The sequence below is a fragment of the Isoptericola sp. NPDC019482 genome, assembly GCF_040632295.1.
Taxonomy (GTDB): Bacteria; Actinomycetota; Actinomycetes; order Actinomycetales; family Cellulomonadaceae; genus Isoptericola.
This window is the reverse complement of sequence record NZ_JBEYBQ010000006.1, coordinates 89,370-115,074: the sequence shown is the minus strand read 5'-3', so window position 1 is coordinate 115,074 and position 25,705 is coordinate 89,370. Positions and strand designations below refer to the sequence as shown.

Annotated in this window: 26 protein-coding genes and 3 tRNA genes; 4 read left to right on the top strand and 25 right to left on the bottom strand. The window is 72.9% G+C overall.

Annotation, left to right across the window (positions count from 1 at the left end):
* The first annotated feature begins 107 nt into the window (after positions 1 to 107).
* The gene (locus ABZ493_RS06895; RefSeq protein WP_430581430.1) at positions 108 to 1,421 is read left to right on the top strand and encodes a C39 family peptidase; all 1,314 of its coding nucleotides are present in this window, start codon (positions 108 to 110) and stop codon (positions 1,419 to 1,421) included.
* An 83-nt stretch (positions 1,422 to 1,504) separates the two neighbouring features.
* On the opposite strand, the gene ABZ493_RS06890 is transcribed toward ABZ493_RS06895, so the two are convergent.
* The 7 genes from ABZ493_RS06890 to ABZ493_RS06860 form a co-directional block, all read right to left on the bottom strand.
* A complete protein-coding gene (locus ABZ493_RS06890; RefSeq protein ID WP_430581429.1) occupies positions 1,505 to 3,712 on the bottom strand; it encodes a peptidoglycan recognition family protein in 2,208 nt (735 codons plus the stop codon).
* A 152-nt stretch (positions 3,713 to 3,864) separates the two neighbouring features.
* Complete coding sequence (locus tag ABZ493_RS06885; protein ID WP_430581428.1) at positions 3,865 to 4,290, bottom strand: MaoC family dehydratase; 426 nt, start codon at positions 4,288 to 4,290, stop codon at positions 3,865 to 3,867.
* Entirely contained in the window at positions 4,290 to 4,757 is a 468-nt protein-coding gene (locus ABZ493_RS06880) for a MaoC family dehydratase N-terminal domain-containing protein (RefSeq protein WP_430581427.1), read from the bottom strand. The genes ABZ493_RS06885 and ABZ493_RS06880 overlap by 1 nt, the downstream gene beginning before the upstream one ends.
* Positions 4,758 to 4,786: 29 nt before the next feature.
* Complete coding sequence (rpmG, locus tag ABZ493_RS06875) at positions 4,787 to 4,957, bottom strand: 50S ribosomal protein L33 (RefSeq protein WP_079572326.1); 171 nt, start codon at positions 4,955 to 4,957, stop codon at positions 4,787 to 4,789.
* Positions 4,958 to 5,047: 90 nt separating this feature from the next.
* Positions 5,048 to 5,121 (bottom strand) — tRNA-Met (locus tag ABZ493_RS06870).
* Between the two features lie 62 nt (positions 5,122 to 5,183).
* Positions 5,184 to 5,256: transfer RNA gene (locus ABZ493_RS06865), tRNA-Thr, on the bottom strand.
* Positions 5,257 to 5,398: 142 nt separating this feature from the next.
* Positions 5,399 to 5,480: transfer RNA gene (locus ABZ493_RS06860), tRNA-Tyr, on the bottom strand.
* Between the two features lie 201 nt (positions 5,481 to 5,681).
* On the opposite strand from ABZ493_RS06860, the gene rarD reads away from it, so the two are divergent.
* Genes rarD through ABZ493_RS06845 form a run of 3 tightly spaced genes read left to right on the top strand, consistent with a single transcriptional unit; the run spans position 5,682 to position 8,060 of the window.
* On the top strand, positions 5,682 to 6,620 hold the full coding sequence (rarD, locus tag ABZ493_RS06855) for an EamA family transporter RarD (RefSeq protein WP_430581426.1): 939 nt from the start codon (positions 5,682 to 5,684) through the stop codon (positions 6,618 to 6,620).
* A 22-nt stretch (positions 6,621 to 6,642) separates the two neighbouring features.
* Positions 6,643 to 7,140, top strand: a complete 498-nt coding sequence (locus tag ABZ493_RS06850; RefSeq protein ID WP_429764848.1) for a YajQ family cyclic di-GMP-binding protein — start codon at positions 6,643 to 6,645, stop codon at positions 7,138 to 7,140.
* Complete coding sequence (locus ABZ493_RS06845; RefSeq protein ID WP_430581425.1) at positions 7,137 to 8,060, top strand: HAD family hydrolase; 924 nt, start codon at positions 7,137 to 7,139, stop codon at positions 8,058 to 8,060. Before ABZ493_RS06850 ends, ABZ493_RS06845 begins: the two co-directional genes overlap by 4 nt.
* Here the strand turns inward: ABZ493_RS06845 and ABZ493_RS06840 are convergent.
* From ABZ493_RS06840 to ABZ493_RS06755, 18 genes are all read right to left on the bottom strand, one after another.
* Complete coding sequence (locus tag ABZ493_RS06840) at positions 8,033 to 8,914, bottom strand: potassium channel family protein (RefSeq protein ID WP_430581424.1); 882 nt, start codon at positions 8,912 to 8,914, stop codon at positions 8,033 to 8,035. The genes ABZ493_RS06845 and ABZ493_RS06840 overlap by 28 nt on opposite strands.
* 60 nt (positions 8,915 to 8,974) lie before the next feature.
* On the bottom strand, positions 8,975 to 9,868 hold the full coding sequence (gene htpX / locus ABZ493_RS06835; protein WP_430581423.1) for a zinc metalloprotease HtpX: 894 nt from the start codon (positions 9,866 to 9,868) through the stop codon (positions 8,975 to 8,977).
* 128 nt (positions 9,869 to 9,996) lie between these two features.
* A complete protein-coding gene (locus tag ABZ493_RS06830) occupies positions 9,997 to 11,403 on the bottom strand; it encodes an FAD-dependent oxidoreductase (protein WP_430581422.1) in 1,407 nt (468 codons plus the stop codon).
* Between the two features lie 211 nt (positions 11,404 to 11,614).
* Entirely contained in the window at positions 11,615 to 12,145 is a 531-nt protein-coding gene (locus ABZ493_RS06825; RefSeq protein ID WP_430581421.1) for a hypothetical protein, read from the bottom strand.
* 95 nt (positions 12,146 to 12,240) lie between these two features.
* On the bottom strand, positions 12,241 to 12,720 hold the full coding sequence (locus ABZ493_RS06820; RefSeq protein ID WP_430581420.1) for a hypothetical protein: 480 nt from the start codon (positions 12,718 to 12,720) through the stop codon (positions 12,241 to 12,243).
* Positions 12,717 to 13,463 carry a hypothetical protein gene (locus ABZ493_RS06815; RefSeq protein ID WP_430581419.1) on the bottom strand — a complete coding sequence of 249 codons (747 nt, stop codon included), beginning with the start codon at positions 13,461 to 13,463 and terminating at the stop codon, positions 12,717 to 12,719. Before ABZ493_RS06815 ends, ABZ493_RS06820 begins: the two co-directional genes overlap by 4 nt.
* Positions 13,460 to 13,948 carry an LpqN/LpqT family lipoprotein gene (locus ABZ493_RS06810; protein ID WP_430581418.1) on the bottom strand — a complete coding sequence of 163 codons (489 nt, stop codon included), beginning with the start codon at positions 13,946 to 13,948 and terminating at the stop codon, positions 13,460 to 13,462. Before ABZ493_RS06810 ends, ABZ493_RS06815 begins: the two co-directional genes overlap by 4 nt.
* A 33-nt stretch (positions 13,949 to 13,981) precedes the next feature.
* Positions 13,982 to 15,193 (bottom strand): hypothetical protein, encoded by a 1,212-nt coding sequence (locus tag ABZ493_RS06805; RefSeq protein WP_430581417.1) that lies wholly within the window; start codon positions 15,191 to 15,193, stop codon positions 13,982 to 13,984.
* Between the two features lie 136 nt (positions 15,194 to 15,329).
* Positions 15,330 to 15,878 (bottom strand): hypothetical protein, encoded by a 549-nt coding sequence (locus ABZ493_RS06800; protein ID WP_430581416.1) that lies wholly within the window; start codon positions 15,876 to 15,878, stop codon positions 15,330 to 15,332.
* Positions 15,875 to 16,147 carry a hypothetical protein gene (locus ABZ493_RS06795; protein ID WP_430581415.1) on the bottom strand — a complete coding sequence of 91 codons (273 nt, stop codon included), beginning with the start codon at positions 16,145 to 16,147 and terminating at the stop codon, positions 15,875 to 15,877. Before ABZ493_RS06795 ends, ABZ493_RS06800 begins: the two co-directional genes overlap by 4 nt.
* A gap of 10 nt (positions 16,148 to 16,157) precedes the next feature.
* Entirely contained in the window at positions 16,158 to 17,330 is a 1,173-nt protein-coding gene (locus tag ABZ493_RS06790; protein ID WP_430581414.1) for a C2 family cysteine protease, read from the bottom strand.
* A gap of 141 nt (positions 17,331 to 17,471) precedes the next feature.
* The gene (locus ABZ493_RS06785; protein WP_430581413.1) at positions 17,472 to 17,696 is read right to left on the bottom strand and encodes a hypothetical protein; all 225 of its coding nucleotides are present in this window, start codon (positions 17,694 to 17,696) and stop codon (positions 17,472 to 17,474) included.
* A complete protein-coding gene (locus ABZ493_RS06780; protein ID WP_430581412.1) occupies positions 17,696 to 18,499 on the bottom strand; it encodes a hypothetical protein in 804 nt (267 codons plus the stop codon). Before ABZ493_RS06780 ends, ABZ493_RS06785 begins: the two co-directional genes overlap by 1 nt.
* Entirely contained in the window at positions 18,496 to 19,467 is a 972-nt protein-coding gene (locus ABZ493_RS06775) for a hypothetical protein (RefSeq protein ID WP_430581411.1), read from the bottom strand. Before ABZ493_RS06775 ends, ABZ493_RS06780 begins: the two co-directional genes overlap by 4 nt.
* Before the next feature lie 165 nt (positions 19,468 to 19,632).
* Positions 19,633 to 19,902: a WXG100 family type VII secretion target gene (locus tag ABZ493_RS06770; RefSeq protein WP_430581410.1), complete on the bottom strand. Its 270-nt coding sequence runs from the start codon at positions 19,900 to 19,902 to the stop codon at positions 19,633 to 19,635.
* 104 nt (positions 19,903 to 20,006) lie between these two features.
* Entirely contained in the window at positions 20,007 to 20,273 is a 267-nt protein-coding gene (locus ABZ493_RS06765) for a WXG100 family type VII secretion target (protein ID WP_430581409.1), read from the bottom strand.
* 126 nt (positions 20,274 to 20,399) lie between these two features.
* Complete coding sequence (locus tag ABZ493_RS06760) at positions 20,400 to 24,839, bottom strand: FtsK/SpoIIIE domain-containing protein (protein WP_430581408.1); 4,440 nt, start codon at positions 24,837 to 24,839, stop codon at positions 20,400 to 20,402.
* 75 nt (positions 24,840 to 24,914) lie between these two features.
* Positions 24,915 to 25,667: a hypothetical protein gene (locus ABZ493_RS06755; protein WP_430581407.1), complete on the bottom strand. Its 753-nt coding sequence runs from the start codon at positions 25,665 to 25,667 to the stop codon at positions 24,915 to 24,917.
* Positions 25,668 to 25,705: the final 38 nt, after the last annotated feature.

Genomic DNA, 25,705 nt, shown 5'->3' with positions numbered 1-25,705 from the left:
GGATCTGGGAAAGTCTTCGCCATCAGGGCGGTGGGGACCGTCCACCGCCCCCGCCTGCGGGAGGATCCATGAGCGGCATGGCGCGAGGCATGGCACGAAGGAGCTGGATGCGAGCGACGACGGCAGCACTGGCGGCGTGGGCGGTGATCGCGCCCACGGCGGGCACGGCCGGCGCCGCGGACGACCCGGAGCCGACCGGCAACAAGATCACCACGACGCACTGGCAGGGCATCGACGACCTGCGGCAGGGCGAGTGGGAGAACCTGCGCCCCGGGGCGCACGGCACCCTCGGCGTGCGCTCCGCGGGCGGGCCGACCACCGAGTACACCGACCCGTTCGGCGACGGCACCGCCGTCGCGTACGAGACGGGGACGTGGACGTCACCGGTCGTGGAGACCGGCTACGCCGTGGACGAGTCCATCACGTCGTGGAACGCCACCACCCCGACCGGCACGTGGGTCGAGATCGAGTTCCGCGGGCGCACGGCCGACGGCGCGTGGACCAAGTGGTTCGTCATGGGGCGCTGGGCGTCCGGCGACGACTTCGCGCCGACGGACGGGTCGGTGGGCGACATCCACCGCACCTCGGTGGACGGGCAGAACGACGCCGACGCCTACCTGTTCACCGACACGTACGTCGCCAAGTCCGGACACGAGCCCGAGGCGTTCCAGACCCGGGTCACGCTCTACCGGCCGGCCGGGTCGACGACGACACCACGGCTGTCCGGCGTGACGACGATGACCAACGAGTACCTGCCCGACGGCGCGTACGCGGGCACCAGCGACTTCACGCTCGGTCGTGCCGTGGAGCTCGACGTGCCCGGCTACTCGCAGCTGATCCACATCGGCGAGTACCCCGAGTTCGGCGGCGGCGGCCAGGTGTGGTGCTCTCCGACGTCGACCACGATGATCCAGTACTCCTACGGCACGAAGCACCAGGTGCCGGCGTCGGAGCTCGAGGACGTCGTGGCGCCGAACGGCGACCCGCAGGTCGCCTACGCCGCCATCAACACGTGGGACTACACGTACGAGGGCTCGGGCAACTGGCCGTTCAACACCGCCTACGCGCACCGGTTCGGGCTGGAGTCGTTCGTCACCCGGCTGCGCTCCCTGGCGGAGGCGGAGAAGTTCGTCGCGGCGGGCATCCCGCTGGTCGTGTCGATCAACTTCGCCGCGGAGGAGATGCCCGAGGCCGGCTACGGCACCGACGGCCACCTCGTCACCATCGTCGGGTTCACCGCCGAGGGCGACCCGGTCATCAACGACCCCAACAAGGCGACCGACGCCGACGTGCGCAGCGTCTACACCCGCGAGAACTTCGAGCGCGTGTGGCAGACGTCCACCGACGGCATCGCGTACGTCATCCACCCGCACGAGGTGAAGCTGCCCGAGAACGTCCCGGGGGCCACGCCCAACTGGTGACCCCACAAGATCGAGCACCCGAACCCGCGAGATAGAGAAGGGAACCTGGAACCCGCCGGGTTCCCTTCTCTATCTCGCGGGGCTCAGTGGGGGCGCACCGGGCCGACGGCGTCGGACGTGAACGTCGCCGACGTGTAGCCCGGCGCGGAGACGGTCACCTCGACTGAGATGTCCGCGCCGCGGTCGCGGCCGGTGAGGTGGTACCTCGTCCCGTCGGCGCCGCGCACGGGCTCGCCGTCGCGCAGCCACCGCACGTCGACGTCGGCGTCGTCCGCCGGCAGGTACTCCCCCGGGTCGACGGTGAGCACCTTGCCGATCTCCGCCCTGCCCTCGACGGTCGGGCGCTCGACGTCGGTCACCACCGGGTCGTGCAGGGTGACGTCGGCCGCGCGGGTGAACACGTGCCGGTGGGCGTACCAGAGCTGGTAGTACGAGTCCTCGCCGCGCACGTCCGTGCGGTCGTCGGGGATCGAGCCGTCGAACGACTTGGCGTTGTAGTAGTCGGTCGTCACCGTGTCGTCCGAGACCACGTACGCCTGGTCGGCACCGATCGTGTACTCGATCGGCGTGACCGCCTGCGGCGTGATGCCCGGGTAGGGCGCGTAGGCCGCGCCCTCCGGGTACGCCCGGCCGTAGATCGCGGCCGCCTCCTGCCCGCTCACCGTCACGGTCTTCCCCGTGCTCGGCACCACGACGGGCCGGTCGGCCGGGTTGTGGATCCAGGCCAGCGAGCCGGCCCACCACACGCCCAGCCACTCGCCCTGCACCTGCGCGACGACGAGCTTGTGGCCCGAGTTCACGCGCGCGCTGATGTCGCTGGCGTAGGTCGTGCCGTCCGCACCGCCCGGCTTCCAGCCCGGGTCGCGGGCGTACGGCGCGTCGAGCGACGGCTCCTGGTAGGCGACGACGAAGTTCGTGCCCGCGCCCGCGACGCAGTCCCCCGACCCCGGCGACGCCTGCTCGCAGCCCGTCACCGGGTTGACGTTGTCGTCGTAGCCGGCGACCACCTCGACGACGTCGCCGGGCGCGACGTCCGTCGTCGTGCCCAGACCGTCCCCGATCGGTGCGCCGAGCAGGTCGAAGTAGTGCTCCCAGTCCCAGTACGGGCCCGGGTCCCAGTGCACGCTCTTGGTGTACCCGGGCAGGATGCCGGGGATCTGGTCGTGCCCGATGACGTGCGCGCGGTCGAGCGGCACGCCGTGCTCGTCGGCCAGGTACCGCACCAGCTCGGCCGACGACTGGTACATCGCCTCCGTGAACCAGCCGGACGTACCGGCCCAGCCCTCGTGCTCGAGGCCGATGGAGTGCATGTTCATGTACCAGTTGCCCGCGTGCCACCCGACGTCGGCGGGCTCGAGGTGGTTCGCCACGTGCCCGTCCGAGGACCGCAGCGTGTAGTTCCACGCCAGGTACGTGGGGTCGGTGACCAGCCGGACGCTCGGCTCGTACGCCGTCTCCGTGTCGTGGATGACGATGTAGTCGATCGACGGGCCGCCCTCGCCGGTGCGGTCGGCCTGGTCGTGGTTGCCGTAGTTCCCGGTGTCGTCGGGCAGGTCGGCGCTGCCCTTCTCGTACGGCGCGGGGAGCCACTCGCAGCCCAGGTCCGGAGGACAGTCGGCCGCCGGGTCGCTCACGGCCGCGGCGGACGTCTCCGGCCGGACGGCGTCGGGCCTGGCCGCGAGGGTCACGCGCCCGCCGTCGTCGGTGGTGCGGCTCTCGCCCTGGCGCAGCGTCGTGAACACCCGGTCGGCGAACGACGGGGACCCGCCCAGCCGGACGACGGCGGCGTCCCACGACGCGAGGTCGCCCACGCCCTCGCCCGCGGCCTCCCGGTAGGAGGCCAGGAGGGCGGCGGCACCGCAGGTGTTCGCGCCGGCGTCGGACCGCAGCTGTGCGGCGGACAACCCGGTGAGGGCCGCGGCGCGGTCGAGCTCGCTCACGGCGGCAGGTCGGTCGGCGTCCTTGCCGGCACCGTCGGGCACCTCGGGCGCGTGGTCGAGCAGGTTGAACAGGCCGTAGCCGCCGTCGGCGCTGGGCGTGCCGGCGTGCTGGTCCCAGCGGGACTCCATGTAGGACACGGCCTTGAGCAGGTCGGCGGGGACGCCGGTCGCCTCGCTCGCGGCGGCGAAGGCCGACTCCCGGTCCGGCGCCGCGACGACGGCGTCGCAGGTCACGTCGGACATGGGGGCGACGGAGGGTCCCGCCCCCGCGGTGCCCGCGGGGATCGTGACCAGGGGGACGAGGAGGCCGGCGGCTGCCAGGCCGGTGGTGCGTCGTCGTACGGATCTCACGGGGAGTGCTCCTCTCGAGGACGGAGTGCGCTCGGGGCGCACCCGGCCATCGAACCGTGAAATCCCGTTTCATGGGAAGTGATAGATGTAAAAAATCTCGTCGCGCCGTGGCGCGACGAGATCCGAGGCCGCGCTCTCGCGCAGCCGGAAGGTCAGGAGAGGCGGACGGTCGCCTGCGAGCGGCCGAGCACCTTGGCGCCCTCGTGCGTCACCGTGAGGTCGACCCGCACGGTGCCGGCGTCGGCGTCGATCGCGCCGACCGCCGCGGAGACCTCGACGACGGCGGTGCCGTCGCGCGGCACCGGGACCGGCTTCGTGAAGCGGGTCTGGTAGGCGACCACGGCGCCCGGGTCGCCCGCCCAGTCGGCGACGACGCCGACGACGGAGCCCATCGTGAGCATCCCGTGGGCGATGACGTCGGGCAGCCCGACGCCGGTGGCGAAGGTCTCGTCCCAGTGGATCGGGTTGAAGTCCCCGCTGGCCCCGGCGTAGCGCACGAGGCGGGCGCGGTCGAGCTCGACCTCGCCGGTGGCGACGACGTCACCGACGGACAGCTCAGCGAGCACGGGGCGGGCCATCAGGAGTCCTCCCCGCGGATCACGAGGCTGGAGGAGACGGTCGCGACGGGCTCGCGGGCGCCGTCGTCGACCCCGTCGCCCGTGGCGAAGATCTCGCAGCGCGTGGTCACCATCGCGATGCCGGCCCGCTCCGTCACGGAGTCCACGTGCAGCACGGTGACCAGCTCGTCGCCCGCGACGATCGGCCGGTGGTGCGCGAACTTCTCGTCGGCGTGGACCACGCGCGAGAAGTCGATCCCCGCCGCCGGGTCCTGGACGTACTGCGCCTCGGCCCGCTGCGCGACGACGACGGCGAACGTGGGCGGCGCGACGAGGTCCGGATAGCCGAGACCCCGCGCCGCCACGAGGTCGTGGTGCGCGGGGTGGGCGGCACCGACGGCGGAGGCGAACTCACGGAGCTTCTCGCGCCCCACGGAGTAGGGAGCGGTGGCCGGATACTCGCGGCCAGCGAAGTCGGGGTTCGCCACGTCGGTGCGGTGAGCCGTCGAGAGCTGTGTCAGCGGGTCTCGCGGTGCGACGTGTGCTTGCCGCAGCGCGGGCAGAACTTCGCCAGCTCGAGACGGTCGGGGTCGTTGCGGCGGTTCTTCTTCGTGATGTAGTTCCGCTCCTTGCAGTCCACGCAGGCGAGCGTGATCTTCGGGCGGACGTCCGCGCTCTTGGCAGCCATGGTGTGTCACCTCTCGCGCCCCCGGAAGGCGCCACGTGAATCAAGGAACAGGCCGGTCCGACGCCGGCCGTCGAACCGTGATGATGTCGGTAGCGAGGGCGGGGCTCGAACCCGCGACCTCACGATTATGAGTCGTGCGCTCTGACCAGCTGAGCTACCCCGCCGCGCGTGACTGAACGCGAGACCGCCGCCCGTTTCCGGAAGACGGCCCCGCGCCGTGTCACAGAGCCCCGAAAGGGAATCGAACCCTTGACCTTCTCCTTACCATGGAGACGCTCTGCCGACTGAGCTATCGGGGCAGCGGAGAAGACTCTACACGGGTCTCGGCACCTGATGAAATCCGCGGGATGCCCGCTCGATCACATCGTGCGCCGGGACCGTGCGGCCCTCTCCAGACGTCGGACGAGGCGCCTCCCGAGGGGGGCGCCCCGTCCGTCGCGGTGGCAGGTGAGGGATTCGAACCCCCGAAGGCTGAGCCGTCTGATTTACAGTCAGATCCCTTTGGCCGCTCGGGCAACCTGCCGTGCGGGCTCGCGGACGAGCTCGCGGGTAGAACCATAACGCCCCGGAGGGCCCCGGCGGAAATCGGCCCTCGGTGGCCCGCGTCACCCCACCGCCTCGCCCACCGTGCCGAACAGGCGGTTGACACCGCGATGGCGTGTCCGGGCAGCCCAGCACGGTGCCAACCGCCTGTTCGGCAGCTCCCGGCGCCTACATTGAGGCGGTGACGTCCCCCTCCTCCCCCGACCGCTGGGGGCTCCCGCTCGGCCTCTCGGCGTTCGTCCTGTGGGGCGCGATGCCCCTGTTCTTCCCGCTGCTCGAGCCCGCCGGCCCCGTCGAGATCATCGCCCACCGCGTGGTGTGGAGCCTGGTGTTCTGCCTGGTGCTGCTGCTCGTGACGCGCACCTTCGGGTCGTTCGTCGCCGTGCTGCGCAACGGCCGCGTCATGGGCGTGCTCGCCGTGGCGTCCGTGCTGATCATCGCGAACTGGACCACCTACGTGTACGCGGTGCTCTCCGGTCACGTGCTGGACGCCGCCCTGGGCTACTTCATCAACCCGCTCCTCACGGTGCTCCTCGGCGTGCTCGTGCTGCGCGAGCGCCTGCGCGTGGCGCAGTGGGTGGCGCTCGGATTCGGAGCCGCGGCCGTGGTCGTGATCTCCACCGGGGTGGGCGGCCTGCCGTGGATCGCCCTCGTCCTCGCGGGCGCCTTCGGGCTCTACTCCCTCGTGAAGAACCGGGTGGGGCGCGACGTCGGCGCGCTGCCGGGGCTCGCCGCCGAGACGGCGGTCGCGACGCCGTTCGCGCTGGCGTACCTCGTGGTGCTCGGTGCCACGGGGGTCGGCACGTTCGCCACCGAGGGCGTGGACCACGCGCTCCTGCTCGCCGCGTGCGGCGTCATCACCGGCCTGCCCCTGCTGCTGTTCTCGGCCGCCGCGCGCCGGCTCCCGCTGTCGGTGGTCGGGATGCTCCAGTACCTCACCCCCGTGCTGCAGTTCCTGCTCGGCCTGCTGGTCTTCGGCGAGCACATGCCCCCCACCCGTTGGGCCGGGTTCGTGCTCGTGTGGGTGGCGCTCGTGATCCTCAGCGTGGACGGCACCCGCCAGGCCCGCGCCGCCCGTCTTGCCGCGCGCGCACGCACTACGGTGGTCACCGAACCCTGACCCCCGACCCGAAGGAGCCGTCATGGCCGACTCGTCGTTCGACATCGTCAGCAAGGTGGACCGCCAGGAGGTGGACAACGCCCTCAACCAGGCCGCCAAGGAGATCGCCCAGCGGTACGACTTCAAGGGCGTGGGCGCGTCCATCGCATGGAGCGGTCAGGACACCATCGTCTTCGAGGCGAACTCCGCCGAGCGCGTGCTCGCCGCCCTCGACGTGTTCCAGACCAAGCTCGTGAAGCGCGGGGTCTCGCTCAAGGCCCTCGACACGGGCGAGAACGAGCCCCAGTCGTCCGGCAAGGTCTACCGGCTCGCCGGCTCCCTCAAGGAGGGCCTCGCGGGCGAGAACGCCAAGAAGGTCACCAAGCTCATCCGCGAGGAGGGCCCCAAGGGCGTCAAGACGCAGATCACGGGCGACGAGGTGCGCGCGACGAGCAAGTCCCGCGACGACCTGCAGGCCGTGATCGCGCTCCTCAAGGGCGCGGACCTCGACTTCGCGGTCCAGTTCGTCAACTACCGGTGACGGCACGGGCGGGCGGCGCCGGCCGCGGGCTGCCGCGGGTCGTCGCGACGGACCTCGACGGCACGCTGCTGCGCTCGGACGGCTCCGTCTCGGAGCGCACGCGCCGCGCGCTGCGGGCCGTGGAGGAGGCGGGCACCGAGGTCGTCTTCGTCACCGCCCGCCCGCCCCGCTGGCTGGACGACCTGGCCGACCTGGTCGGCGGCCACGGGCGCGTGATCGCCCTGGGCGGCGCCGCGGTGTGGGACCTGGGCTCCGGCCGCGCGCTGGATGCCTGCGGGTTCGACGACGGCGTCGTGCGCGACCTCGTCGCGGGGCTGCGGGAGGCCGTGCCGGGCGTCGGGCTCGCCGTCGAGACCGTCGGCGGACCCGCCTTCGACCCCTGGTTCCCCGACGGTGAGCCCGGGCTCGACCGGGGCCTGCGCGCCGCGCCGGTCGAGGACGCGCTGCGCGGCGGTGGCGACGCGGTCGCCAAGCTCCTCGCCGTCCGCGCCGGGACGCCGACGCAGGGCTTCGGCGTCGTGCAGCGCGGCGACGTGCGGGACGACGCGCAGGAGGCCTTCTTCGACCAGGTGCGGCACGTCGTCGGCGGCCGCGCCGAGCTGCACTACTCGGGCGCGGCCGGGCTGGCCGAGCTCCTGCCGCCGGGCGTGACGAAGGACGTCGCGCTCGCCCGCTGGTGCCGGCGGCTCGGCGTGGACGCCCGCGACGTGTGGACCTTCGGCGACATGCCCAACGACCTGCCGATGCTGCGCTGGGCCGGCCGCGGCCACGCCGTCGCGAACGCCCACCCGGACGTGCTCGCGTGCGCGGACGCCGTCGTGCCCGGCAACGACGACGACGGCGTCGCCGCCGCCCTGGAGGCCGCGCTCGACGGGGCCGCGCCCGAGGCGGGCTACCCCGCGGAGCCGCTCTCCCCCTGATCGCGCTGCCGGTCGGCGACGATCTGGGCGCGCAGCTCCTGCACCTCCGCGACGAGCAGGGCGACCTGCGCCTGGCTGACCATGCCGACGGGCGCCTCCCCCGCCGGGCCGCCCGGTCCCCGGCCGGCGGCGCCCAGGCGGTCGTCCGGCGACGACGTGTCGGTGACCCGTTCGACGAGCCACGACGACAGCGTGGCCGTCACGACGCCCAGCAGCGCGATGCCGCCGAGCATGAGGCAGACCGCGATGACGCGGCCCGTCGGCGTCACCGGCGTGAGGTCGCCGTAGCCCACGGTCGTGATGGTCACCATCGCCCACCAGAACCCGTCACCGAGGTTGACGATGCTGGCGCCCGGCGCGCCGCGCTCCGCCTGGGTCACGGTCAGCGCCCCCACGATCACGAGGAGGAAGGTGCCCGCCGCGGCGAACCGCACCACCCGGCCGCGCAGCCGCACGGCGTTGACACGGTTGAGGCGCACCACCACGGACACCAGCAGCAGCGGGCGCAGCACGGGCAGCACGACCACCGCCAGCTCGAGCGGGTGCCGGCGGACGTAGCGCCACGGGCGGGGCGCGAGCCGGGCGCGCACGACGTAGTCCACGACGAAGAGCGCCCACGTCACCGCCAGGACGAAGGAGCAGGCCGCCCGTACGTCCGGGGAGACGTCGGGGCGCGCGATCGGGATCGCGTACGCGACGAGGAACACCAGGGAGATCGCGGTGAGCGGCCACTCGGTGGCCGACTGCCAGCGCCGCAGCCGCGCGTGACCGGCGTCCGCGTGCGACGACGGCGGGCGCTCGCGCTGCCCGGGCCCGGCCGCGTCGTCCCGGCCGCCCGGCGGGGCTGAGGTCATCGCAGGTCAGCCTGGCAGACCGGCGTCGGCCACGCTCCCCGAGCGCGGCCCCACGCCCCGTCAGTAGCGGGTGATTCCCCCCGGGCCGAAGCCCGTGCCGCCCGCCATCTTCTCCAGGCGGGCGATGCGGTCCGCCATCGGCGGGTGCGTGGAGAACATCTTCGCCATGCCGGCGCCGCGGAACGGGTTGGCCAGCATGAGGTGGGAGACGTTCTGCAGCTCGCGGGTCTGCGGCAGCGGCGCCTTGGCCGTGCCGGACTCCAGCTTGCGCAGCGCCGAGGCGAGGGCCATCGGGTCGCCCGTGAGCTTGGCGCCGTCCTCGTCCGCGTCGTACTCGCGCGTCCGGGAGATCGCCATCTGGATCAGCATCGCCGCGAACGGCGCGAGGATCGCCATCGCCAGCGCCGCGAGCGGGTTGCCGCCCTCGCGGCGGTCGCCGCCGCCGAAGATCAGCAGGAACTGCGCCAGCGAGGTGATGACGCCCGCCATCGCGGACGCCACCGACGACGTGAGGATGTCGCGGTTGTACACGTGCATCAGCTCGTGCCCGAGCACGCCGCGCAGCTCCCGCTCGTCGAGCAGGCGCAGGATGCCCTCGGTGCAGCACACGGCCGCGTTCTTGGGGTTGCGGCCGGTCGCGAACGCGTTCGGCGCCTGCGTGGGCGAGATGAACAGGCGCGGCATCGGCTGCCGGGCCTCGGTGGAGAGCTCCCGCACGATGCGGTACATCTCCGGCGCCTCGAGCTCCGTCACCGGGTAGGCGTGCATCGCCCGGATGGCGATCTTGTCGGAGTTCCAGTAGCCGATGAACGTCGTGACGAGGCCGATCCCCACGAAGACGACGAGCATGCCCGCGCTGCCGCGGAAGAACAGGGCCCACAGGCCGAGGACCACGGCCCACATGACGCCGAAGAGCGCCGCCGTCTTGAGACCGTTGAAGTGCTGGTGGCCCATGTGTCCTGCCGTCTCCTTCCGTGCCCCCTGCCGGCACCGGTGCGCCGGCAGGATCCACGGGGTGAACGCACCGAGGGCCCGGGCGGTTCCCGCCCGGGCCCTCGGTGCGATCCGTCAGGAGCGATCCGTCAGGAGCGACCCTTCGCGATGTCGAGCATCTCGTCGCGCGGCACGACCTTGATCCGCTCGCGACCGTGCGGCTCGCCCAGCGCCTTCTCGTGCTCGTCGAGCAGCACGAAGTGGTCCCACTCGACGACGTCCACGCCGCGGTCGGCGAGGAAGTCCAGCACGGCCTGCGGGTCCGCCTGCGTCGCGGTGCGGCCGGCCGCGAGGTCGCCGGTCGCGACGTCGCCGCCGTCGCCCACGCCTGTGACGTCCTCCACGAGGTGGCGGATCGTCTCGGACGCGTCGGACTTGGTGTGACCGATGAGGCCGACCGGCCCGCGCTTGATCCAGCCGGTGGCGTACACGCCGGGCAGGTGCTCACCGTCGAGGTCGACGACGCGACCCTCGCGGTTGGAGATGACGCCCTTGAGCTCGTCGAAGGGGATCTCCGGCAGCGGCGAGCCGAAGTAGCCGACCGCGCGGTAGACGGCCTGGACCGGCCAGTCGTGGTGCTCGCCCGTGCCCTTGACCGTGCCGTCGCCCTGCAGCGCGGTGCGCTCGGTGCGCAGCCCCACGACCTTGCCGTCCTCGCCGAGGATCTCGGCCGGGGCGTGCAGGAAGTGCAGGTGCAGGCGGCGGGACGCCTTCTGCGTCGACGGGTCGACCAGGGTCCAGTCCGTGAGCGTCTTGACGACCTGCTTGGTCTGGTTGGACGACTCGACGGCGGCCATCGAGCCCTCGTCGAAGTCGTAGTCCTCGGGGTAGACGACGATGTCGACGTCCGGCACGTGACCGAGCTCGCGCAGCTCCAGCGGCGAGAACTTCACCTGCGCCGGTCCGCGGCGGGCGAAGACGTGCACGTCCGTCACCGGCGACGACTTGAGGATGTCGTAGACGTTGGCCGGGATCTCGGTGGGCAGCAGGTCGTCCGCGTGCTTGGCGAGGATGCGCGCGACGTCGAGGGCGACGTTGCCGGCGCCCAGCACGGCGACCTCCTTGGCCTCGAGCGGCCAGGTGCGCGGCACGTCGGGGTGCCCGTCGTACCAGGACACGAAGTCGGCCGCGCCGTACGAGCCGTCGAGGTCGATGCCGTCGATCGGCAGCTCGTGGTCCTTGATCGCACCCGTGGAGAAGATCACCGCGTCGTAGAACTGGCGCAGGTCGTCCAGCTTGAGGTCGACGCCGTAGTCCACGTTGCCCAGCAGGCGGACGTCGCCGCGGCTCAGCACGCGGTGCAGGGCCGTGATGATCTGCTTGATGCGCGGGTGGTCCGGGGCGACGCCGTAGCGCACGAGGCCGAACGGCGCGGGCAGGCGTTCGAAGAGGTCGATGCTCACGTCGAGGTCGGTCTTCGACAGGATGTCCGCGGCGTAGATGCCGGCGGGGCCTGCGCCGACGATCGCGACGCGCAGAGGTCGGATGCTGCTCACTGCGGGGTACGCCTTCCGGATCGGGGATGCGTGGCGTTCGATTCTAGGAGGATTCTCCTGCGATCGGGTGAGGGTTACCTCACCTGTCAGGGTCCAGCCTTACCCAGGATGCCACATCCGTCTCAGCGCGCGAACAGGTCGTCCCGCATGGCGGTCACGATTGCCCGACGCACCAGACTGTCCCGACCGTCTCGCGCCCCCCGGCCGGCCGTCAGGCCGCCGAGTCCACGATCTGCTGCAGCACCTGCTCGTCCAGCCCGTCGCCCGCCGAGACCATGACGCCCACGGTGCCGTTGATCGCTGCGATCCCGGTGTAGGTCGCGCCGTCGACCCCGGTGCCCGTGAAGGTCGCCTGCATGTCGGTCTGGTCCACGACCTCCAGGTCGTCCATGACGCCCGACATCGACGCCAGCTGGTCGTCCACGAAGGTGGTCGGGTCGGCGTCGGGCGCGAGCCCGACGGTCACCTGCGGCGACTCGCCCTCCGGGGTCTGCCAGAACCCGGCGTACCCCTCGGGCGGGTCGTAGGACTCCATACCGGCCAGGACGTCGACCGACGCACCGCCGGCCTCCACCGTCTCGAGGTTCGCGAACGTGTCCTCCGCGGCCGGCGCGGACATCTCGCCGGTGGCCTCGGCGTCGCTCCCGCCGTCGCTGCTGCACCCGGCGACGGCCAGCAGGCCTGCCAGCGCGGCGCCCGTCACGGCGGTCCGGATCGTCGTCGTCCTGGTCGTCGTCCTCATCGCAGTCCTCGCGCTCTCGTCGTCGTCGGCCCGGGGTCGTCCTGACAAGGTCGTGACATGGGTCGTGTCATACGCCCGGGCATCCATCGTCGCGGTCAGGGCGCGGCGGCCACCGAGTCGACCACATGCTGGAGCACGCCGCTGTCCGCGTCCTCGTCCGCCGACACCAGCACGCCGGTGGAACCGCGGACCGCGATCAGGCCCGTGTAGCGCTCGCCGTCGACGCCGGTCCCCGCGAAGCGGACGGCGTCGTCACCGTGCTCGGCGAACTCGACGTCGTCCATCACGCGCCCCATCTCCGCGACCTGGGCCTCGACGAACTGCGCGGGCTCCGCCCCCGGGGCGATCCCCACGGACACCGTCGACGTCCCGGCGGTCGTCTGCCAGAACGCGGCAAAACCGTCCGGCGCCGGCGCGGCCTCCATGCCGTCGAGCACCTCGAGCGCGACCCCGTCGGACTCGACCTGCCGGTACTGCGCGACCTCCTCGACGTCCCCGATCTGCCACGAGCACCCCGCCAGGAGGGCAGCGAGCGCGACCAGCGCGGCGGCGCCAGGGGCACGCCGAGCGGTCACCCCTCGAACCATCGCGCGCCCCACCAGTCGTGCGGTGGGCGCCACCCGTGGTTCCGCAACGTGCGGAAGACCGGGATCTTCACGTCCCGCGGCCGGATCGCCACGGCGCCCTCGAAGGAGGTGCGCGGGCCCTCGGGCGTCGTGACCGTCACGTCCCCGCCGGGGACCATCACGAACCGGAAGCTCAGCTGGCCCGCGGTCTTCCCCTTGTGCCAGGTCCCGGCCGCGACGCCGCTGACGCCGCCCGGCGTCAGGCTCAGGTCGCGCTTCGCGGTGCCGGACCACTCGGTGAACCGGTAGCGGGCCCGGGCCGGGTCGAGGGCGACACGCATCCGCCACAGCAGACGCTCCTGGCCCTTGGTGAACAGTCCCTGCCAGCGGAGCTCCTCGGTGCGCCACCGCGCGGAGACCACCGCGCCCGACGCGTCGCGCTCGGCCGTGATCTCGTACGGGAGGTCGGGGCTGTTGAGCGCCTCGAGCGCCGACACCACCTGGTCGACCTGGCTCGGGTGGTCCGGGGTCGCCACCGGCGCGTCCGGGACCAGCAGCCGGCTCTGTCCCCGGAACGCCGAGCGCAGCCCCTGGACGATCGTCGTGGCACCGAAGATCACCACGACCGTGCCCAGGCCGCCGACGAAGATGGTCAGCCCGAGCGCCTCCCTGCCCATGACGATGAGCGGGAACCCCACGACGGCGCAGGCCGCCCCGAGGAGGAACAACGTGCGGTAGAGGCCCTTGCTCATCCCGCCGCACCGTCCACGGTGATCCGGACGCTGTCCTGGACGGACCTGATCGTCTCCCACAGCGCCTGAACCTGGCCGCCCGAGCACGTTCCCGTGATCTGGACGAGGTCGCGCATCCCGCCGTGCTCGACGACGGTCGCGCGCAGCGCCTGGGCGACCGTCCCCGTGTCCTGCGTGGTCCAGGCGCCCTCGATGCGGAAGCCCGGGTGACCCGAGATCTCCATCTCCAGCCGGCCCACCTCCTCGTACCCCGGCAGGGCCTCGAGGCGCGCGGCCGCCTCCTTCGCCACGGTCTCGAGCGTCTGCTCAGGCAGCAGGCGCGTGATCACCACCACGACGTTCGCCCGGAACTCCTCGGCACCGGCATCGCGCACGATGGCGAGCTGCGCCTGGGGCGTCGGCAACGCCGACCACCCGTCGGGGCAGTCCAGGGAGACCCCCGGGTACGCGGGGAACTGTTCGCTCGGGTAAGCGAGAGTGCTCATTCGTCATCCAATCTCAGTCGTCCGTGCGGGACGTCAACCCCACAGCCCGAAGCCGCTCTTCAGACCGCTGCCGACGTCGCTGATCGCGTCGCCGGCGCCGTCCACGATGTCACCGCCCAGGTCGGTCACGTTGTTCACGACGTCCTTCGGCGAGACGTCGAAGGACACCTTGCCACCCAGGCCCAGGCCGAGGGCAGCGCCCATGTCCAGGCTGACGGTCGTCTTGTCCCAGCCGACGTTCAGGTCGGCGTCAAGCTTGACCCCGGCGCCGGCATACCCCGAGAGCTCGCCCCGGGCACCCACGCCCATCACGTTGACCCCGCCGTCGACCTTGACCTCGCCGCCGACGAACGCCTCGCCCCCGAGGTGCGCGCCCAGGCCGTCCGGGCCCACGCTCAGGTTGCCGTCGACGCCGGCGCGACCACCGACGAAGCCCTCGATCCCGACGTCGCCCTTGGCGTAGTTGCCGAAGCCGGCGTTGGCGCGTGCCTCGCCGCTGGCCCCGACGGAGACGTCCGCCGAGCCGGCCACCTTGACGCCGTCCTTGCCGACGTGTGCGCTGGCGTCGGCCCGCGCCTCGGCACCGGCCTGGTACTTCGCCTCGGCTCCCGCGTGCGCGCCGTCCTTGTCGCCCCAGAGGTCCTTGCCTCCGACGCCGTCCTCGGCGCCGGCGAACGCCCGCTTGCTGTCGGACCAGACCTTGGCGTTCTGGTCGACCTTGAAGTGCTCCCGCTTCTGGTCGTGGTTCGTGCCGTCCTCGGCACGGTCCTCGGCGGACGGGGACGTGCCACTGAGACCGTTCGTGGTCTTCTTCCAGTGGGTCTCCTTGGTGTTGTCGTCCGCGTGCTTCGTGTTGAAGGAGTCGGGAGCCTTGACCTTCTGCTCCTCGCCACCCTTCCCGCCGTCGCTCTCGGAGGAACCGCCGCCACCGCCGCCGCCACCGTCACCGGCGCGCCCGCCGCCGCCACTCCCGCCGCCCTCGCCCGACGCCTTCTCCTGCGCCTTCGCCTCGCTGCGCAGCGTCGTCGCCGTCGACGCCAGCTCGCGGCCCACGCTCAGCAGCACCGGCCGGTGCTGCGAGTCCCACGCGCTCAGGTACCGCCGCGCGTCCGGGCCGTCCCAGCCCGACGCGCGGATCTTCGTGCCGATCTGACGCGCGTCGTCCTCCAGGCCCTCACCGGCCCGCTCGAACGCCGACGCCAACCGCCGCAGATCCTCCGGATCCGCACCCAGCCGCCCGCTCATGCGCACGACCCCCCACCGTCACCACGGCTCATGACCGCTCCTGTCTCGACACCGAAATCCAGGTCACACCCTACGAACGCCGCGTCCGGTTGCCCATGGGGACCACTCCCCACCCGCCGGCTCGCGGCCCACCCGCTCATGCGCCCGCGCCGGGCCCGCCCGCCGGGACCTCACCCGGCTCGCAGCCCTGCGGGTCCAGCGGGACGCCGCCCACGTCGAGCACCGTGTCGCTGCGCGTGGTGAGCACGACGTCGCCGCCGTCCGGGTGCTCCGACTCCACCACCGTCTGGCCGCCGCCGTCCGTCGTCGGCTCCGTCAGGGCCGGGAACCCGTACTCGGCGAGCACCGGGTCCAGCGCCGCGCGCGTCGCGCTCAGGTCCGCGTCGTCCAGGTCGAGCAGCACCTGCTCCGACCGCTGTCGCGACAGGTTGAGGGCACAGGTGCCCTCGCCCTCGCGGACGGCTGGTCCCTGCAGCTCGGTCCAGCCGAGGTCGCCCACCGCGGCGTCGAGCGCCGCCGCGAGGTCCTGCGGCAGGGCGCCGTACGCGGCCCACGCCTGGTCGGCGTCCATCGACGGGGACGGGTCCGGACCGGCGGACGGCGACGCCGGGTCCTGCCCGCCGCACCCGGCCAGCACCGCGAGTGCGACGGCGGCGAGCGCCGGCGCGACGACCGCACGCCTCATCGGTCGCCCTCGCCGTCGTCGAACACCAGCGTGACGGTGCCGCGGGTGGACCCCGGCTCCGCCTGGACGGGTCCGATCGTCAGCGTGCCGCCGCCGGGCAGCTCGAGGGCCTCCCCCTGCGAGGCGATCACCTTCCGCTCCTCGTCGACGGAGCGGACCAGGAGCTGCACCCGGCCCACGCCGTCGCGGGCCGCCGCCCGCACCACCCCGACCCGCACGCCGCCGAACGACGGCTGCGAGCCCTGGTTCACCTGCACTGTCTTCCGCATGGTCGGCTCCTCAGGCTCGCGGCGCCGTGTACGCCGTGTCGAAGTTCGCGTACAGCTCGTCCCTGGTCAGCCGCAGCGTGCCGGAGCGCTCCGCCTGCCCGAACTTGTCGTCCGTGAGGGAGCCGCCCGACGGCCCCCACGGGTTGCGGAGCACCACCTCGAAGTCGCCGTCCTCCGTCTCGGTGATGCTCTCCAGCACGTAGGCGTGGTTCGGCACGACGTCCGAGTCCTGGATCGTCGGGTTCTCGGTCCACAGCGGCCCGTCGGAGTCGTCGCCCTTGGTCGACAGGACCACGTACCCCTCGTCGACCATCCGGGACAGCTCGTCGTAGCCGGCCTCGTCGCCGCCGATGCCGAGGAAGCCGTCGCTCTGCAGCTCGTGGGTCTGCGTCTCCTGGCCCGTGATGATCGCCAGCGACTCGTCCGAGAACCCGCCCTCGCCGATGTCCGCGTAGCTCCCCGTGCCGTCGTCTCCCGACCGGGTGGCGTCCGGGTGGTCCTCGAGGAACTGCACGAACGCGGCCTCGTAGATGGTCGCGTAGTTCGGCTGCCCGTTCGCGTCCGTCGCCCCGCCGTCGGGGCCCAGCGGCCCGACCGTGACCTCCACGGGCTCGCCGTCGTCGTACAGCGTGACCGTCCACGTGCCGTTCGGGTTCGCCGTCATGTGCTCGCGCGCGAAGTCCGGGTCGTCCTCCACGACCGAGATGAGGGCCGCGAGCATCCAGCAGTCCCCCAGCCCGCCCTGCTGCGTGTCCTCCCAGCGGAGCGCCTCGTCGGACAGCGTGTCGTCGGGGTCGGACGGCAGGGGCTCCCACTCGGACTCGTCGTCGAAGTCCTCGTACTTCTCCGCCAGCTCGGAGCCGTCGCCGACCGACCCGTCCCCCGAGACCCGGACCCCCGCGAACGCGCCCGCACCCCCCTCGGACGACCTCTCCTGCGCCTTCGCCTCGCTGCGCAGCGTCGTCGCCGTCGACGCCAGCTCGCGGCCCACGCTCAGCAGCACGGGCTGGTGCTCCGCGTCCCACGCGCGCAGGTACCGCCGCGCGTCCGGGCCGTCCCAGCCCGACGCACGGATCTTCGTTCCTATCTGGCGCGCGTCGTCCTCCAGGCCCTCGCCGGCATGCTCGAACGCCGACGCCAGCCGCCGCAGATCCTCCGGATCCGCACCCAGCCGCCCGCTCACGCGACGGCCCCCCGCCCGCCACCAGCACGCACCACGCCCATGATCGTCTCCGTCCTCGGGTCGTCGACTACGGGCGCGACCCTACGCAGGCCCGCGAGGGTTGCCCATGGGGACAAGTCCCCGCCCCACGGTGTGTGCTTGTCAGCGACTGTCGCGGCGCTGCTGCGCGCGCTCTCCCCGACGGCGGAGGTCCCGGCGGGCGAGCGCCTGGTAGGCGGCGTCGTAGAGACCCATCACCACCCCGACGAGCCCGACGATGCCGACGAGCGCCGCACCCCCGAAGAGGTTGAACACGGCGGCCAGCACGACCGCGACGACGACCAGGACGATCCCGATCCCCAGCGACCATCGACCGAGAGCACTCATCACGCCACCATCTCCGCGGGCAGGGCCCGCAACGCTCGGGAATCCACTTCCTGCAGGGAGTACTCCACCGGCTCGCCGTCCTGCCCGTGCCTCGACCCCCGGAGCACGTGCACCCCGCGCGGGCCGGAGTACACGGACGCCGAGAGCAGCTCGTCGCGGCCCCGGCGCACGCCGGACACGATGCTGACCGCGACCGCCTCCGAGAGCGCGGGCAGGCCGGCGGCCTGTCGTTCGAGGGACGGCGCGTCGTACGTCCGCGCCTCGCCTCCGGACCCTGCCGCGCCTGTCGGGTCGAGGAACTTCTCGAGCCGCTCGCCCAGCACCTCGAGCGGGTACACCGAGAACGCGTGCTGACCCGCGGCCACGATCTCCTCCTCGAGCACGACCGCCCCGCCGCCCTCGTGATGGACGTACGCGAACACCCAGTGCTTGCCGCTCGACGAGGTCCGCTCGACCGACACGATCTCGCGCGCGCTGCGTCGCAGCACCAGCGGCCCCGTGATACCGGGGTGGGCCGTGATCGCCACCGTCCCGCCCGACGGCGCGCCTGCCTCGACCACGAGCTCGCGCGCGAGGAGCGAGCGCAGCGCCACCCGTCCCACCAGGGAGCGGTCGGCACCTGTCTGGGCGTCCAGCCACGGGGTGGGGACGAGCTGCTCGTGCTCGAGGCCGTCGAGGATCGTCACCTCCTCGTCCGTGAGGATCACGATCGGCACCACCTCGCCCGCCCGCGCCTGCTCCAGCGTCGTGCGCGCGGCGGCACGATCCTCCTCGGAGAAGCGCATCACCTTCGGTTCCGTCACGAGAACAACCCTCCCACGAAGTCGCCGACGGCCCCGGCACCGTCCTTGAGGGCACCGCCCACGTCGCTCGCCACCTCACCGACCTTGTCGGCGGCGTCCCCGGCGAAGTCCTTGACCTGGTCCAACCCGTCGGCGAGATACGGCAGCGGGTCGGACACGAAGCCGGTGATCGCGTCCCAGTTGTCCACGACGAGGTTGGTGAGCTCGTACGCGCCCACCACCAGCCCGGCGCCCACCGCGATGCCGATCCCGACCGGCCCGGTGAACGCCGCCGCACCCAGGAACATCCCGATCGTCGCCACGCCGCCGCCGACCGCCACTCCGCCCATGACCCGGTCGAGGCCACCACGCCACCCGTCGTACCGGGGGTTGATCATCTGGTCGATACCGCCGATGACGCTGAACGCACCACCCGCCACCCCGGCGAACTTGCCGAACGTGCCGAGCCGCCCGACGATCCCGAGCCCGTCCTCGAGCATGAACTGCCGCGTGAACACCGACGCGCTGGCCGCGGCGTCGCCCACACCGTCGAGGGCGCGCGTGTAGTTGAGCAGGTTCCTGCCGTACGTGAAGGCCTTCCACGCCGCCCCGCCGAACTCGGCCAGACCGACGGCGGGCTCGGCCACGTCGAAGAAGTCGGTGTCGCCGCCGGGTCGCGGCCCGAGGCCGGGCCCGCTCCCGGGGCCTGCTCCGGAGCCCTCCTCGCCGCTGGCCTTCTCCTGCGCCTTCGCCTCACGCCGCAGCGTCGTCGCCGACGACGCCAGCTCGCGGCCCACGCTCAGCAGCACCGGCTTGTGCTGCGAGTCCCACGCGCTCAGGTAGCGCCGCGCGTCCGGGCCGTCCCAGCCCGACGCGCGGATCTTCGTGCCGATCTGACGCGCGTCGTCCTCCAGGCCCTCACCGGCCCGCTCGAACGCCGACGCCAACCGCCGCAGATCCTCCGGATCCGCACCCAGCCGCCCGCTCATGCGCCGGTCACCCGAGCCGCACCTGCACGCCCCACACCCATCCTCGCCTCCCCGTCCGGACCGCCGATCCCGGCGACGCCCTCTCGCCGGACGCCAGAGGGGCGCGGGGCGACCTCGCCCCGCGCCCTCTCGGCCGCACCCGGGCCGCTGCCCGGGTCGATGACGTCAGTTCGACGCCTTCTCCTGCTCGTCGGCCTGCTTGCCGGCCAGCTGGCCGAACTCGTCCAGCGCCGTCGCGACCTGCTTCAGCTTGGGCTGGAACTGGCTGTTCCACTCGTTCTTGAAGCGCTCCGCGTCGGCGCCCTTCCAGAACGTGCCGTTGAGCGTGCTGGTGATCTGCTGCGCCGCCTGCGTCAGGACGTCCGAGTCGGACTGGAGGCTCTTGCCGAGCTTCCGGACCTCGGCGATCTCCATACCGAGCTTGTTGCCGGCCATGTTTCTCTCCTTCGTCTGGCGACCGCCCCCGGGCGGTCAAGAGGTTCTGTGGGTCAGGAGCACCGAGCGGAGGCCCGGTGCAAGAATGCTCGGTGCGCGGAGGCTCAGTGCGAGGTGGCCTTCTGCTGCTCGAGCTCCTTCTTCGCCGCCTGCGAGATCTGCTCGAGGGCCTGCGCGACCTGCTTCAGCGCGGTCTGGTGCTTGCCCTCCCACTCGCTCTTGAAGCGCTCGGCGTCCGGGCCGTCCCAGGTGGTCGCCTTGACCTGCTGGTTGAGCTTGCCCACCAGCTCCTCGATCTTGTCAGCCTTCTTGCGGAGCACCTGGACGAGCTGCTGCATCTCCTCCGGGTTGAGCCCGAGGTATCCGGCCATGTCGCTTTCCTTCCGCTAGGGCCCCCTGCCGGGTGCCTCCTGGTGTTGATGACGCTCATGCAACCAGACCCGGTTGCGTCGGTCGATGGGGACCGCTCCCCATCCCCGCGACGAGCCGCCGCGACCCTACTCGGGTAGCGCCACGTGCAGCTTGCGCGGTCGCCCGCCGACGACGAGGAAGCCTCGCCCCGGCGGGAAGTCGTTGCGCCGGATCCGGCCCAGGCTCGTGTTGAGCAGCGAGTCCCCGTCCAGGTCGCCCGGCGTGAGCAGGAGGCCCGCACGGCCCGCCTTGAACGGCTGCGCGAGCGTCCACGCCTGCCCCCAGGTGGACGTCTCCGACTCGCCGACCACGAGCTGGTCCGCGCGCACCGCCGACCGCACGAACCGGTCGAGCGTCGCCTCCGCGTCGGAGTCCGTGAAGTCGGCGAGCGCCTCGACGAACAGGGTGAGCCTGCCGGGCTCGTGCTCCCCGGACTCCACCTCCCGGCGCAGGTCGCGCATCAGGTCGGCGACGTCCTCCTCGCCGTAGGCGGCCTGGTCCCAGACGTCGAGGGCCGCGATGGCGGTGCGCCGCATCGCGACGTGCACCAGCCGCCCCTTGCCCGCCCGCCGCAGCGCGCGGGCCATGGTGACCAGCGCCGTCGTGCGGCCCGCGGCCGGTGGTCCGGCCACCATGAAGGCGCCGCGCTCGGGCAGCCCCACCGGGGCGACGTCGAGGTCGTCCAGGCCGATCGCGGCCAGCCCGTCGACGGTCGCCGGCAGGTCGTCCAGCGGGAAGCTGTCCGGCAGCCGGCGCAGCCCGGGCGCCGGGCGGACGCCCATGCGCACCATCGACGCCGAGAGGCTCGACACGGCCCGCGACTGGAGCGCCACGTTCGGGTCGCCGCCCAGCACGGCGACCTGGAGCTCGTCGCCGTCGACGACGGCACGCCCGGGCGGCGACGTCACGTCCAGCACGTCGCGCGGCTCCCCGAGGGCCTGGTACTCGTCCTCCGACGCGAGCCGGTGCACGACCGTCTTCTGGATCGTGGACCCGAGGGACGCGGGCACGGCGTTCGCCCGGTCCCCCGCCACCACGACGTGCACGCCGACCTGCCGGCCGTCGGTCGCGACCTGCGTGAACTGCGCCCACGCCGGCCCCCACTCGAACGCCTCGCGGAACGGCCCGACGCCGTCCACCAGGAGGATGACGCGGGCCTCGTCGGGGCGGTCGGCCAGCCGCCGGTACTCGTCGATGCCGTCCGCGCGCACCGCGGCGTACCGGCCCGAACGCTCGTCCACCAGGTCGGAGAGCATCCGCAGCACGCGGCCCACCATCTCCTCGTCGTCGCCGGACACGACGGCACCCACGTGCGGCATCTCCTCCAGCATCCGCAGGCCGCTCGCGCCGAAGTCCAGCGCGTACACGTGCACGGGGCCGCCGCGGGCGGTGATGGCCGCCGAGATCGCGACGGTGCGCAGCGTGGTCGACTTGCCCGAGCCGCCCGTGCCGAACACCGCCAGGTTGCCGTCCCGGTCGGGCTCGTAGAAGAACGTGGGCTGCGCCTGCGCGGCCGGGTCGTCCTTGACGCCCAGCAGCAGCTGCGCGTCGGTGCGCGGGTTGGGCAGCAGGGCCAGGTCGTAGGTCGTCGCCATCTCCGGCAGCCACGGCTTGCGCGGCACCGGCACGCCCGCGGACCGGGCGGCGTCGGAGATGTTGCCCACCACGCGGGCGATGTCGTTGGGGCCCGGGTCGGTGACGTCCTCGACCTCCTGCGCCGGGGGCTCCCAGCGCACGGACGACCCGAAGGCGAGCTCCTCCACGTCGATCTCCGCGCGCTCCGGGCGGTCCGACGTCCACCCGCCCGCGTACCCGGCCTGGAACTGCATGATGCGGCCCGGCCCGGTCTTGGCGGCGCCGCGCCCCGGGATCGACGGGTCGAAGTGCGCCGCCATGGGCAGGCCGAGCACGTCGGACGAGTCCGCCTCGTCGGCCATGCGCAGCGCCACGCGCAGGTTGGTGTTGGCGCGCAGGTTGTCCTTGATGACGCCGGCCGGGCGCTGCGTGGCCAGGATGAGGTGCAGGCCGAGCGAGCGGCCGCGCTGGGCGACGTCGACGACGCCGTCCACGAACTCGGGCACCTCGCCGACGAGGGCCGCGAACTCGTCGACCACGATGATCAGGCTCGGCGGGGCGTCGGGGTCGCCCGTGCGCTCGAGCGAGGCGAGGTCCTTCGCCTTCTTCCGGTTGAGCAGGTGCTCCCGGTAGCGCAGCTCGGCGCGCAGCGACGTCAGCGCCCGCCGCACCAGGTGCGGGGACAGGTCGGTCACGAGGCCGACGGTGTGCGGCAGGTGGACGCAGTCCGCGAACGCCGCGCCGCCCTTGTAGTCCACGAACAGGAACGTCACGCGGTCCGGGCTGTGGGCCGCCGCCATGCCGAGCACCCACGACTGCAGGAACTCGGACTTGCCGGCGCCCGTGGTGCCGCCCACGAGGGCGTGCGGCCCCTGGGTGCGCAGGTCCAGGTGCATGGCCTCGGCCCCGTTGTGGCCCACCAGGGCGCGCAGGTCGGTGGGCTTCTTGCGCCGCACGGGCGGCGTGCCGTCGCGCGGGGTGAGGGAGCCGTTCTCCTTCCAGCGCTCGACGACCGAGGCCGCCTCGTCCCGCAGGCCCATGCCTGCCAGCGCGAGGTAGGACACGGTGCGCGGCAGGTCGGAGTCGTCCTCCACGGGGGCGCCGACGTCGATCACGGGCGCCATGGAGCGGGCGATCTCGTGCGCCACGCCCAGCTCGACCGTCTCGCAGACCACGGGGTAGCTGAGGCGACCCTCGCGCACCTCGCCCGTGGTGCCCGCCGCCGGGTCGGCGACGCGCACGAAGGTGCGGCAGCAGCCGGGCAGCTGCTCCACCGTGGGCGCCACCCACAGCACGTGCACGCCCGCGTCGGCGCCGCGCTCGGCCAGCCGGGTCAGGCGCGACCGGTCCACGGGCGCGTCGTCCTCCACCAGCACGACGACGCTCGGCAGGACCGGGTCCGGGACCTCGTCGTTCTCCTTCTCCTCGTCGATCGGCCCGCGCAGCTCCGCGCGCCGCTCCAGCGACGCCCCGCGCGCCTCGATGAGGCCCTCGAGCCGCGTGAGGAGCCCGGCGGCCGTCCCCGGGTTGTCCGCGAGGTGGTCCGACGCGCCCAGCGGGCTGTGCGGGGAGCCGGTGTGCGGCACCCACTCGAGCCACTCCCAGTTCTCGCGCGAGCGCTGCGACGTGATGGCCGCGACGACGAGGTCCGCCGGCGAGTGCAGCGTCACGAGCTGCAGCAGCGCCGACCGGCCGACGGCGTCCGCGACGGCGTCGGGCCCCGCGATGCCGAACCCGCCCGCCGTGCGCAGCCGGGCGGCGATCGGCACGTCCGCGATGGTGTGGCACTGGTCCTGCAGCTCGCTGATCCGGTCCCAGAACTCGGGCAGCGTGTCGTTCTCGCTCGGACCGTCGACCGTCGTGCGCGACGGCGCGGCCCCGAGGCCGATCCGCAGCGTGAGGAACGCGGGGTGCTCAGGGCGGTGCGTCCACATCAGGCCGCTCAGCCGGCGGACGGCGTCGAGCGAGTCGCCCACGGCAGGGGTCTCCGACAGCCGGACCGCCCGCTCCAGGGTGTGCGACGTGACGATGGTCTGCGACAGCGCGTCCGCCGAGGCGTGGAAGGCCGCGCTCTCCCGCTTGAAGCGGCGCCTCTCCGTGATGAGGTTGTCGAGGTACATCGCCAGCATGAGCAGCGGGCTCAGCGCGATGAAGATCACCGAGAAGATGTTCTTGGTGACGAGGAACATGATCCCGCCGAGGATCAGCGGGGCGACCATCGCCAGCCACGGCAGGTGGAACGGCTGCAGCGGCGCCGGCGGCTTCGGCGCCACCAGCGTCTTGCGCGGGTAGCGCGCCACGACGCGCGGGGACCGGTTGAACTCGACCACCGGGCTGGTGGGCGCGATGCTCGCGCTGCGGTGCAGCGGCACCACGGAGAACGTGGTGTCCCCCGCCACCACGGTGTCCGACGACGTGAGGTACGCCCGCGTCATGCGCTCGCCGCCCATGACGAGCCCGTTGGCGGAGCTCAGGTCCGCGACCTCGATCGTCTCGCCCACGGAGATGCGCGCGTGCCGCTTCGACACCAGCGAGTCCGACAGCCGGATGTCCATCCCGCGCTCCCGGCCCAGGTAGCTCGTGCCGGCCGGCAGCGGGAACTCCGCGCCCGCGTCCGGCCCGTCGAGCACGCGCAGGACGGCGACGGCCGGGCCGCGCGCCTGCCCCGGCTGGTCGAACTGCTCGGACATCCGCACGATCTCGACCGACGAGCCCGACCGCAGGCCCGCCGTGACGACGTCGTCCGCGGGGAGCAGCAGCCGCGGCTGCCCGGCGTCCCCCGTGGGCCGCACCTGCAGGGTCAGCCGGTCGGGCACGGCGGCGCCCGAGCGCTGCGGGTCGCCGCCGAACAGGGCCTCGGCGACGTCCTGGACCGTGGCCGTCGCGTCGGCGGTGACGGCGACGTTCGCGACGCTGTGGTCGGGGCGGTGCAGGGCGAGCTTGATGCGCACGTGGTCCTCGTCGTTCCGTTCAGGGGGTCAGGTGGTCCGGGGGTTCAGGGGTGTCGTCGTCGGCCTGCCGGGCGGTCAGCCGTCGTCGGGCAGGTCGAGCAGCGGCAGGTCCTCCGACGTCACGAGCCGGGAGGCGACGGCGTACTCGACGAGCCGGGCGCGGCGGTTCGTCGCCAGGGCGCCCGGGCCGCCGCGCAGGCCCTTGACCCCCATGCGGTCCAGCTTGTCGCAGACGTTGTCGAGCTTGCGGTTGAAGCGCGTCGTCGCCCAGCCGAGGCGGTCCGCGGCGGCCTGCGACGACGGGATCTCCACGAGCGACGTGCCCTCACGGCGCAGCATCGGCTCCGCGAGCGCGAGCACGAGCTGCCGCTGGGAGAGCGTGAACGACGGCATGCCGATGGTGGTGGCGCCCACCTCGTCCTGCGGGTCGCCGCCCACCGCGGCGTACGGGGCGTCGTCCAGGTGCACGGCCAGCTCGTACGTCGTCGGGCCGGCCGTGAACACCACCGTCGTGGCGGGGAAGACGACGGGGAGCCGGCTGCCCGGCGACAGCCAGGACTGCACCCCGCCCCCGGCCTGGCTCACCGTCGCCGACAACCGCGACCCCAGGTTCACGAGCCACCACATGCCGCCCTCGTGCACGAAACGCAGGAAGCGCCGGTGCAGGTACGGGTTGTCGTCGACCTCCAGGTCGGCGTCGCGGCCCACGTCGAACCCCGGTCCCTCGGGGTCGGGGTAGAACCACTCGCCGCAGAACTCCACGGCGAGCGGCGCCACCCCCGCGGCGGCCTGCGCCCCGGCGTCGTCGCCGGTCCCGGTGCCCGTCATCGTGCCTCCTGGGTCGTCGAGCGTGTCGTCGAGCGTGT

Bases quoted from the DNA above. Each gene is read 5' to 3' on its own strand.
- ABZ493_RS06895 (WP_430581430.1), top strand. From the start codon at position 108: ATGCGAGCGACGACGGCAGCACTGGCGGCGTGGGCGGTGATCGCGCCC.
- ABZ493_RS06885 (WP_430581428.1), bottom strand. From the start codon at position 4,290: ATGGCCCGCCCCGTGCTCGCTGAGCTGTCCGTCGGTGACGTCGTCGCC.
- rpmG (WP_079572326.1), bottom strand. From the start codon at position 4,957: ATGGCTGCCAAGAGCGCGGACGTCCGCCCGAAGATCACGCTCGCCTGC.
- ABZ493_RS06850 (WP_429764848.1), top strand. From the start codon at position 6,643: ATGGCCGACTCGTCGTTCGACATCGTCAGCAAGGTGGACCGCCAGGAG.
- ABZ493_RS06840 (WP_430581424.1), bottom strand. From the start codon at position 8,914: ATGACCTCAGCCCCGCCGGGCGGCCGGGACGACGCGGCCGGGCCCGGG.
- htpX (WP_430581423.1), bottom strand. From the start codon at position 9,868: ATGGGCCACCAGCACTTCAACGGTCTCAAGACGGCGGCGCTCTTCGGC.
- ABZ493_RS06825 (WP_430581421.1), bottom strand. From the start codon at position 12,145: ATGAGGACGACGACCAGGACGACGACGATCCGGACCGCCGTGACGGGC.
- ABZ493_RS06815 (WP_430581419.1), bottom strand. From the start codon at position 13,463: ATGAGCAAGGGCCTCTACCGCACGTTGTTCCTCCTCGGGGCGGCCTGC.
- ABZ493_RS06810 (WP_430581418.1), bottom strand. From the start codon at position 13,948: ATGAGCACTCTCGCTTACCCGAGCGAACAGTTCCCCGCGTACCCGGGG.
- ABZ493_RS06805 (WP_430581417.1), bottom strand. From the start codon at position 15,193: ATGAGCGGGCGGCTGGGTGCGGATCCGGAGGATCTGCGGCGGTTGGCG.
- ABZ493_RS06800 (WP_430581416.1), bottom strand. From the start codon at position 15,878: ATGAGGCGTGCGGTCGTCGCGCCGGCGCTCGCCGCCGTCGCACTCGCG.
- ABZ493_RS06795 (WP_430581415.1), bottom strand. From the start codon at position 16,147: ATGCGGAAGACAGTGCAGGTGAACCAGGGCTCGCAGCCGTCGTTCGGC.
- ABZ493_RS06785 (WP_430581413.1), bottom strand. From the start codon at position 17,696: ATGAGTGCTCTCGGTCGATGGTCGCTGGGGATCGGGATCGTCCTGGTC.
- ABZ493_RS06775 (WP_430581411.1), bottom strand. From the start codon at position 19,467: ATGAGCGGGCGGCTGGGTGCGGATCCGGAGGATCTGCGGCGGTTGGCG.
- ABZ493_RS06770 (WP_430581410.1), bottom strand. From the start codon at position 19,902: ATGGCCGGCAACAAGCTCGGTATGGAGATCGCCGAGGTCCGGAAGCTC.
- ABZ493_RS06765 (WP_430581409.1), bottom strand. From the start codon at position 20,273: ATGGCCGGATACCTCGGGCTCAACCCGGAGGAGATGCAGCAGCTCGTC.
- ABZ493_RS06755 (WP_430581407.1), bottom strand. From the start codon at position 25,667: ATGACGGGCACCGGGACCGGCGACGACGCCGGGGCGCAGGCCGCCGCG.